This window comes from Enterococcus eurekensis (assembly GCF_042654605.1).
Taxonomy (GTDB): domain Bacteria; phylum Bacillota; class Bacilli; order Lactobacillales; family Enterococcaceae; genus Enterococcus_I; species Enterococcus_I eurekensis.
Genome location: NZ_JBHSGT010000007.1, coordinates 17619 through 27027, shown reverse-complemented (window position 1 = coordinate 27027; position 9409 = coordinate 17619). Strand labels below are relative to the sequence as shown.

General features: G+C 35.8%; 8 protein-coding genes. 6 read left to right on the top strand and 2 right to left on the bottom strand.

The window, feature by feature from the left end; genetic code table 11:
* Nucleotides 1-183 precede the first annotated feature (183 nt).
* The 5 genes from ACFO3L_RS00835 (at nt 184) to ACFO3L_RS00815 (ending at nt 6764) form a co-directional block, all read left to right on the top strand.
* Entirely contained in the window at nt 184-1650 is a 1467-nt protein-coding gene (locus ACFO3L_RS00835) for a nicotinate phosphoribosyltransferase (protein ID WP_379962905.1), read from the top strand.
* Between the two features lie 12 nt (nt 1651-1662).
* Nucleotides 1663-2487 carry an ammonia-dependent NAD(+) synthetase gene (nadE, locus tag ACFO3L_RS00830; RefSeq protein ID WP_379962904.1) on the top strand — a complete coding sequence of 275 codons (825 nt, stop codon included), beginning with the start codon at nt 1663-1665 and terminating at the stop codon, nt 2485-2487.
* Nucleotides 2488-2604: 117 nt separating this feature from the next.
* Entirely contained in the window at nt 2605-3432 is an 828-nt protein-coding gene (locus ACFO3L_RS00825; RefSeq protein ID WP_379962903.1) for an AraC family transcriptional regulator, read from the top strand.
* 89 nt (nt 3433-3521) lie between these two features.
* Nucleotides 3522-4832, top strand: coding sequence for an alpha-glucosidase/alpha-galactosidase (gene melA, locus ACFO3L_RS00820; RefSeq protein WP_379962902.1), 1311 nt, complete (start codon nt 3522-3524; stop codon nt 4830-4832).
* A gap of 153 nt (nt 4833-4985) precedes the next feature.
* On the top strand, nt 4986-6764 hold the full coding sequence (locus tag ACFO3L_RS00815) for an aminopeptidase P family protein (protein ID WP_379962901.1): 1779 nt from the start codon (nt 4986-4988) through the stop codon (nt 6762-6764).
* Nucleotides 6765-6812: 48 nt separating this feature from the next.
* Here ACFO3L_RS00815 and ACFO3L_RS00810 read toward each other — a convergent pair whose 3' ends face one another.
* On the bottom strand, nt 6813-6986 hold the full coding sequence (locus tag ACFO3L_RS00810; RefSeq protein ID WP_379962900.1) for a 2-hydroxymuconate tautomerase: 174 nt from the start codon (nt 6984-6986) through the stop codon (nt 6813-6815).
* 122 nt (nt 6987-7108) lie between these two features.
* Nucleotides 7109-7843: an IclR family transcriptional regulator gene (locus tag ACFO3L_RS00805; RefSeq protein WP_379962899.1), complete on the bottom strand. Its 735-nt coding sequence runs from the start codon at nt 7841-7843 to the stop codon at nt 7109-7111.
* 208 nt (nt 7844-8051) lie between these two features.
* On the opposite strand from ACFO3L_RS00805, the gene ACFO3L_RS00800 reads away from it, so the two are divergent.
* Nucleotides 8052-9380 (top strand): YjiH family protein, encoded by a 1329-nt coding sequence (locus tag ACFO3L_RS00800; protein WP_379962898.1) that lies wholly within the window; start codon nt 8052-8054, stop codon nt 9378-9380.
* The last annotated feature ends 29 nt before the right edge of the window (nt 9381-9409 follow it).

Here is a 9409-nt window from a genome sequence, read left to right as displayed (position 1 = left end):
AATAAAAAAAGTGCCGAAAGAAAATCTCTATGAGATTTTTCCATCAACACCAAATATTATACAACCATTTAATGTTACTATGATAGAATACCTCTTTTATACTGCTTTTTCATTTAATTTTAAACCTTCATGCATTTTTTTTGATATAATAGAGAAGTAAATAGAGAAGAGGAGTTATTGAACATGGATAAATTATATAAGGATGATAGTTTAACGCTGCATACCGATTTATACCAAATTAATATGATGTATACGTACTGGGCACTGGGTCGAGCGGATACGCATTCCGTCTTTGAATGTTATTTTAGAGAGATGCCATTTAAAAATGGCTATGCGATTTTTGCTGGATTGGAACGTCTCGTAGATTATTTAGAAAAATTACATTTCACTGAGACGGACTTGTCCTACTTACGTGATCTAGGAGAATATCCGGAAGAATTTTTATCGTATTTAGCTGATTTTGAATTTAGCTGTACGATTCGTTCGGCACTTGAAGGCGACTTGGTTTTTAGCAATGAACCAATTATTCAAGTAGAAGGGCCTTTAGCGCAAGCACAATTGATTGAAACGGCATTATTAAATATTGTTAATTTCCAAACATTGATCGCAACCAAAGCGGCTCGCATTAAATCCGTGATTGGAAGCGATCCATTATTAGAATTTGGTTCACGCCGGGCGCAAGAAATGGATGCAGCGATTTGGGGAACTCGTGCGGCCTTTATTGGTGGAGCCGATGCGACAAGTAATGTGCGTGCAGGTAAAATTTTTGGGATCCCAGCTAGTGGGACGCATGCGCATTCATTGGTTCAGTCTTATGGCAATGATTATGATGCATTTATGGCTTACGCAAAAACGCACAAGGATTGTGTCTTTTTAGTTGATACGTATGACACTTTAAAATTAGGTGTACCGACAGCGATTCGTGTCGCAAAAGAGTTGGGCAATCAAATTAATTTCTTAGGTGTTCGGATTGATAGTGGAGATATGGCTTATATTTCTAAGAAGGTTCGTGAACAACTAGATGATGCAGGGTTCCACAATGCTAAAATTTATGCCTCAAATGATTTAGATGAAAATACGATTCTAAGTTTAAAAATGCAAAAAGCAAAAATTGATGTTTGGGGTGTCGGTACCAAATTAATTACCGCTTACGATCAACCGGCTTTAGGTGGCGTTTATAAATTAGTGTCCATTGAAGACGAAAATGGCGAGATGATTGATACCATTAAACTTTCTGGCAATGCAGAAAAAGTATCAACACCAGGTAAAAAACAAGTTTGGCGGATCACGCGTAAAAAAGATGGGAAGTCTGAAGGGGATTACGTGACTTTATGGAATGAAGATCCTCGTAAAGAAGAAAGTATTTATATGTTCCATCCGGTTCATACTTATATTAGTAAAACGGTGTCTGAATTCTATGCACGCCCAGTACTTCAAGATATTTTTGTTGAAGGGAAATTAGTCTATCAATTGCCTTCACTAGGAGAGATTAAAGCCTATTGCCATGAATGTCTTGATGCACTTTGGGAAGAGTATAAACGTGATTTAAATCCACAACCATATCCAGTTGATTTATCAACGGAATGTTGGAATCACAAAATGAAAACATTAGAGGATGTGCGCAAACGCGTTCGAGAAATGCACGGATAAGGAGATAAGATCATGACTTTACAAACTGAAATTATTGAAAAATTAGGTGTTGAACCAACCATTGATCCCGAAGTTGCTATTCGTCAAAGTATTGAATTTATGAAGGACTATTTGAAGGCCCATCCTTTTATTAAAACCTTTGTCTTAGGGATTAGTGGTGGTCAAGATTCAACACTGGTTGGTCGCCTAGCACAACTTACGATGGAAGAAATGCGTCAAGAAACCAATGACTCGGACTACTATTTCATCGCAGTTCGTTTACCCTATGGCAAACAAAACGATGAAGAAGATGCGAAGCGCGCAATGGATTTTATTAACGCAGATAGTCAAATTACGGTCGATATCAAACCGGCTGTCGATGCACAAGTAGCTGAATTAACTGCCATTGGTATTGACGTAACGGATTACAATAAAGGCAATATTAAAGCACGTCAACGGATGGTCACGCAATATGCGATTGCTGGAGCACATCAAGGTGCTGTTTTAGGAACGGATCATGCAGCTGAGAACCTAACTGGCTTCTTTACGAAATTTGGTGATGGTGCAGCCGATATAATTCCGATTGCGACCTTAAATAAACGTCAAGGACGTGAAGTTTTAAAAGCCCTTGAAGCACCAGCTAGTTTATATTTAAAAGTTCCGGTAGCTGATTTGGAAGAAAATCGACCAATGGTTGCAGACGAAACGGTATTAGGCGTATCATACACCGATATCGATGATTATTTAGAAGGTAAAACTGTTCCAAAGGAAGCGCAAGAAACAATTGAAAATTGGTGGAAAAAAGGCGAACATAAACGCCACTTGCCAATTTCGATTAAAGATGATTTTTGGAAATAAGTATTCAGAGAGTCATTCGTGCTAAAAATGTTAATGTTTAGTAACGAATAACAATTAAGCGAAAAGGGGGAGTGACGGCGGTTGCTTCCTTTTTTTTTAATAAACGTGGAGGATAGGATGGAAGAATATTTTTTTGAGAAGTCTTTTTTTGATGATTTATACTTGTATAATATTGGTCATCAAAAATGTGCACCCTCTCATCAGTTTGGTCCAAGTATTCGTGAAGACTATATTTTACATTTTATTGTGGATGGGTCAGGTACATTCACGGTCGAAGGAACCAAATATGAATTAAGTAAAGGTGATTTTTTTCTATTGCGACCGTCAGTGGTGACTGATTATGAAGCTAGTGCGGATACGCCCTGGGAATACTATTGGATTGGATTTAATGGTAATAAAGTCGAAGAAGTTCTTAGATATTTAAAAATTGATTCGCTCAGTCATGTCGGAGAAGCAAAGAACGAAGCTCTTGTTTTAGAACGGTTTAAGCATATTTTTAGTCCGAATTTATTATCAAATAGCAATCAATTGTTAATTCAACAATATTTATATGATATATTAAGTGTCTTTCATTCTGAAGTTTCTAAAAATGATTTATCGGATGAAGAGCAAAGAAGGTACAGCTATTCTTTTGTCACATATGTTAAACATTATTATCGCAAACCGGATTTGAAAATTTCGGAAATTGCTCAATCGTTCGGTTTGAACAAATCTTACTTTAGTCAAGTGATTAAACAAGAAATGGGAATGACACCAAATGATTATTTACGATTTTTTCGAATGCAAGAAAGTGGTAATTTGTTACAACGTAGTAATAAAAGTGTAAAGGAAATTGCTTATCTAGTAGGCTATGAAAATCCCTTGACGTTTTCACGAGCTTTTAAAAACTATCATGGTGTCAGTCCACTTGAATATCGAAAAAAAGCGAAAGAATCTAAAAAATAGCGATAGAGACCTAAAAAAGTGTTATATCTAAATGAGAACGTTTCCTTTATGATTTATTTAGATATGAAATTTGAATGGGAGGCAATTCAATGGTTAAAATTACTTTTATTGGTGCAGGAAGTACGGTCTTTGCAAAAAATGTTTTAGGGGATGCGATGTTGACACCTAGTTTACAACAGGCAGATATCGCTTTGTATGATATTGATGAAGATCGTTTACGAGAATCTGAATTAATGTTAAAAAATATTAATAAAAATTCAAATCAAAACCGCGCAACGATTACTTCTTATTACAATCGCAAGGAAGCATTAAGAGGTGCTGATTTTGTCATAAATGCGATTCAAGTGGGTGGTTATGAACCTTCAACGGTGATTGATTTTGAAATTCCTAAAAAATATGGATTGAAGCAAACAATTGCAGATACATTGGGTATTGGTGGTATATTCCGTGCGTTACGGACAATTCCAGTCATGTTGGCTTTTGCTAGAGAGATGGAAGAAGTTTGTCCCAATGCCTTATTATTGAATTACACAAATCCAATGGCGATGTTAACGATGGCTGTTGCAAAAGGTACAAATATTAAAACCGTAGGGTTATGTCACAGTGTTCAAGTTTGTGTACCCGATTTACTTCAGAACTTAGGAATTAGTGAAGCGTACGATTTAAATGATTTTCAGTGGAAAATTGCAGGCATTAATCATATGGCTTGGCTTCTTGAGATTAACTATAAAGGTGAGGACTTCTATCCTGTCATTAAAGAAAAAGCGTTGGCAAAACCAATGCCGCATAATGATGCCGTTCGTTTTGAATTGATGCGAAACTTTGGCTATTACATTACAGAGTCAAGTGAGCATAATGCGGAGTATCATCCCTATTTCATTAAGTCAAAATACCCTGAATTAATTGAGCGATTTGGTATTCCGATTGATGAGTATTTAAGTCGTTGTGTCGCACAAATTTCTGGGTGGGAAAAACAACGCGATGAGATTGTACATAACGGTCAATTAACGCACACTAGAAGCCGTGAATATGCTTCTTATATTATGGATGCGATCGTGACTGGCAATCCAACAATGATTGCAGGAAATGTAATGAACACTGGTTTAATTACGAATCTACCAACGGATAGTTGTGTTGAAGTTCCATGTTTAGTCGATAAAAATGGGATTCAGCCAACCTATGTCGGTGATTTGCCAACACAACTAGCTGCGCTAAATCGCACAAATATTAATGTACAACAATTAACAGTGGAAGCCGCATTAACATTAAGCAAAGACAAGATTTACCAAGCTGCATTAATGGATCCGCATACAAATTCAGAATTATCGATTGATGATATTCGTAACTTGGTCGATGATTTAATTGAGGCCCATGGTAATTATTTACCGAAATATAACTAAAAAAACAGAACGCTATTAGCCGCTAAATTTGTTGGCTAATAGCGTTTTATGTAATCTTGATAAAATAATTATATAGAAGTAGAAAAATAGCTATTTTATCTTGATATTCTTAATGTATGATAGAAGTAACTTGAAATGTTGGAGGCTAGTGAAGTGGAGATCAGTAAACGAATTGAAAAACTAAGAGAATTGATGAAAGAAAACCAAATGGATGCATACATTGTTTCAAGCTTTGATGCCCATCAAAGCGAATATGTTGCCAAACATTGGAAAGGTCGAGAGTGGCTATCAGGATTTACCGGATCGGCTGGAACCGTTGTGGTTACATTGGATGATGCCGGTTTATGGACGGATGGCCGCTATTATATTCAGGCAGAAGAACAGCTTAAAGATTCTGGTATCCAATTATTTCGTATGATGGATCCAGGGGTTCCTTTTTATTCTGAATGGTTGGCGCAAACGCTTGAAGAAGGAAGTACGGTTGGCTTCTACGGTGAAACGTTTTCGGTTCGTTTAGTTGAACGGATGAAAAAAGATTTTTCGAAAAAAAATATGGGTTTGAATATTGAGAACGATTTCTTAGATGTTTTGTGGACAGATCGACCTGAATTACCACAAACCCCACTATTTTTACATGATGTGCAATATGCTGGGAAATCAGTTGTCGAAAAATTAAAAGAAGTACGTGCTTATATGCATGAAAATAAAGTTTCGCATTATCTACTAAGTTCGCTAGACGATATTGCTTGGTTGTTAAATATTCGTGGCAGTGATGTGCCGAATAACCCAGTAGTTATTGCAAATGTTATAGTAACTCAAGAAGTGTGCTATTTGTTTGTTGATTCTAAAAAAGTTCCGCATGATGTGAAAATTGGATTAGAAGCATCAGGTATTAAAATTGACGATTATCGAGCAGTGTATGATGTCTTAAGTCAACTATCAGCTGGTCAAATCATTAATTTTGATGCTGAGAAGACGAATGTATTATTGGAAGCCGCTATTCCCGCAGCAGTCAAGAAAATGGAATCATCAAACGTTACAACACGCTTAAAAGCTGTTAAAAATCCAATAGAAATTCAAAATATGAAAAATGCTTTAATTCGTGATGGTATCGCGATGGTGAAATTTATTAAATGGATGAAAGAAAATATCGCGACAGAGACAATCACGGAAATTGATGCTGAAAATCAATTAGAAGCATTCAGAAACGAGCAAGAAAATTTTGTTGGACCAAGTTTTGATACAATTGCCGGTTACAAAGATCATGCTGCTTTGATGCACTATAAAGCAACTGAGGACACTCAATATCAGTTGGAAAATAAAGGTTTTTTCTTAGTTGATTCAGGTGGTCAATATTTAGATGGAACAACAGATATTACAAGGACAATCGTTTTAGGTGAAGTAACCGAACGACAAAAAAGAGATTATACATTAGTTTTGCAAGGTTTTATCGCCTTGAGTCGAGTCAAGTTTTTACATGGTGCAACAGGCGCACATTTAGATGTTTTAGCAAGACAGCCTATTTGGCAACATGGAATTGACTATAAATGCGGGACCGGCCATGGTGTTGGTTTCTTCTTAAATGTACATGAAGGGCCACAAAGTATTCGTACGGATTTGAATCCAATTGTTTTAGAACAAGGGATGATTTTAACGAATGAGCCTGGGATATATTTAGAAGGCCAGTATGGTATTCGAATTGAGAATATGTTAGTTGTCGCAGAAGCTGAAAAAACAGAATTTGGTCAATTTATGGAATTTGAGACAATGACATATTGTCCAATTGATTTAGAAGGAATTGATGTCAGCATGTTAAATCCTAGTGAGAAGAACTGGATTAATCATTACCATCAAGCGGTTTACGGAGCTTTAAGCCCTTCTTTATCTGCTGCTGAAAAGAAATGGTTGGCAAACGAAACGAGAGAAATCTAAAAAGACGAGGACAGCTGATACAAAGCTGTCCTCGTCTTTTTAACTATTTTAATATTTCGTCACCATGGCCGTAATTTTCTTTTTCATATCACTAATAATAATCGTTACTGCTTCTTTTCGAGCACCCGTTGTGCGAACAACAGCGTCAGTGCCTTCTTTAATCAACGGTTGTTTTTTCTTGGGGGTTCGGCCTTCAAGCATTTGAATATTGATGATTGGCATCTGTTTTCCTCTTTTCTATTTAATGTTGTCTGTTTATTTTAGCATACACATGAAGGTGAGATGATGTGAGGTCATACGATAGATTCGTATGAAGTAGTCTAAGATATTTGATGTCATTTGAGTTAGGAATTAATTTTAGCGACTTCATTTAAGAGTAATTGTTCAATTTTCTCGAAATTCTTATATGCAAGGCGTGTGGTGGGGCCAGAGATCCCTATCGTAGCAATTAGTACGTTTTGTTCTAATACAGGAACTGATAAGCACGTTAGACCGTATTCATATTCCTCTCTGTCATAGGAAATTCCAGTGGATAAGATTTTTTTCTTTTCTTTCAGAAAGACTTCATAATTTGTAATCGTATGAATCGTTCTTGGCAGCAATTTTTGTGTGAAGTAAGACTGTAGTTGTTCGTTGTTCATATAGCTGAGCACAACTTTTCCAGAACTAGAACAATATAAATCAGACTCTGGTGCGAGATTCGATTGAAGCGCATAAAATTCGCCAATTTCTGAATAGATATTATACATTTTATCTGCTCGATTGACCGTTAAGTTGACGGTCTCGCCAGTTAGTTGTGAGAGTTTTTTTAGGATTGGTAGGCATTTATGAATCAAATTTTGATCTACATTTACACCGACTTGATAGCTAAGAAACTTATAACTCAAATAATAATTTTCTTCACAATCTTGGATGAGAAGTTCAGCAGATTCTAATGTTTTTATTAAACGAAAAGTACTTGTTTTGGGTAAACCTAATTGTTTTGCAATTTGAGAAATGCCAAGACCTTCATTTTGGCTAACTAAATCAATAATTTTAGCGGCATTTAAGACTGATTTATTCAGTTCTTCACGACTCATTAATTCTTCCCTCATTCCTTTTTATTTACTAAGTATTATACTTCTTTTTTTTTGAAAACGATAGATTGAAAAAACAGACTGTAAGAATATTAAAAAAATAAATGTGACTATTTTCACATTATCTATTGAAAAAACGGTTTGTGTGTTTTATAATCAAAAACGGAACGTCGTTCCGATTTTGTTTTTATTGTGAGAGAGGAAGAGGAAAATGTCGAAAAATCAATTAATGAATCGATTGAAGTTTATGTTAGGAACTGCTTTTGGAATTTTATTTGTTTTAATCCCATTTAATTTCAATGGCAAAGTGGATACAATTTTATTTTATTATTTAAAACTATTTATTGCGAAGTTTGATGGGATCTTGCAACTGATTTTAGTGATGCTAATTATTTTAAGTGCTTTATTATCTCTGATTGATCAACTCAAGCCGGATACGATGATTCGTAAACAGCGCTTAATGGCGAAATTATTTTCAACAACTCCTTTTTATGTTATTAACCGAATTTTAGGAGCAATCATAGCAATCATGGTTTATTTTCAAGTTGGACCGGAATTTTTAGTTTCGGCTGATACCGGTGGTGCAATGTTGTCTTTAGCAACACAATTATCGGTGATTGTGCCAATGATGCTTTTGTTCCAAACGTTTATTTTAGAATTTGGTGCAATGGAATTTTTAGGTGAATTTATTGGTGTTATTGTCCGTCCGTTGTTTAAAACGTCTGAAATTTGTGCGACGAGTATTTTAAGTGCGTGGGTAGGTCCCGGAAATGCGGCAATTATGGGCACACGCGAACTTTTTGAAAAAGGCTATTTTACGATGAAAGAAATGGCAATTATCGGCACACAATTTGCAACTGGAAGCATTGGTTGGATTGTCGTTGTTTCTTCCGTTTTGGGAGTCGTTGATCAATTAGGATGGATTATTTTAATTTTAGCGCTTGTTTCGATTATTGTCGCTTTTGTAAGTGTTCGTATTCCGCCAATCTCTAAATATCCAGAAACGTATATCGAAGGAAAAGAAACGACTCAAGCGGTTGAACAAACAGGTAGCGCTTGGAATCGTGCGGTAACAAATGCTTCGAATCGAGCGGGAGACGTTTCGTTAAAAAACTTTACAAGTAAAATCGATAATATGACTTTTTATGTTTTATGGTTGACGCCAATTATTGTTTGTTGGGGAACGATTGCGTTAATTGTTGCGCTATACACGCCAATCTTGGCTTTTATTTCCTTACCGATTCAATGGATTTTACAGTTGTTTAATGTTGCTGATGCATCACAAGCAGCGAGTGCAATCATGTCAGGTTTTGCGGATAACTACTTACCCGTTATTTTAGCATCCAATATTGCCTCAGTTGAAACGAGAATGATTGTGGCAATCATGAGTATTATGCCAATTATTTATCTGTCTGAAACGGCAACCCTATTAACATCAACGAAAGCAGTACCGAAGTTTCTTGATGTCGTGCTAATTTTTATTCAACGTACTTTTATTGCATTACCATTTGTCGTTATTTTAGTCAAAATGATTTTATAAGTATTTTTATAGTAAAAAAAGAAAGAGGG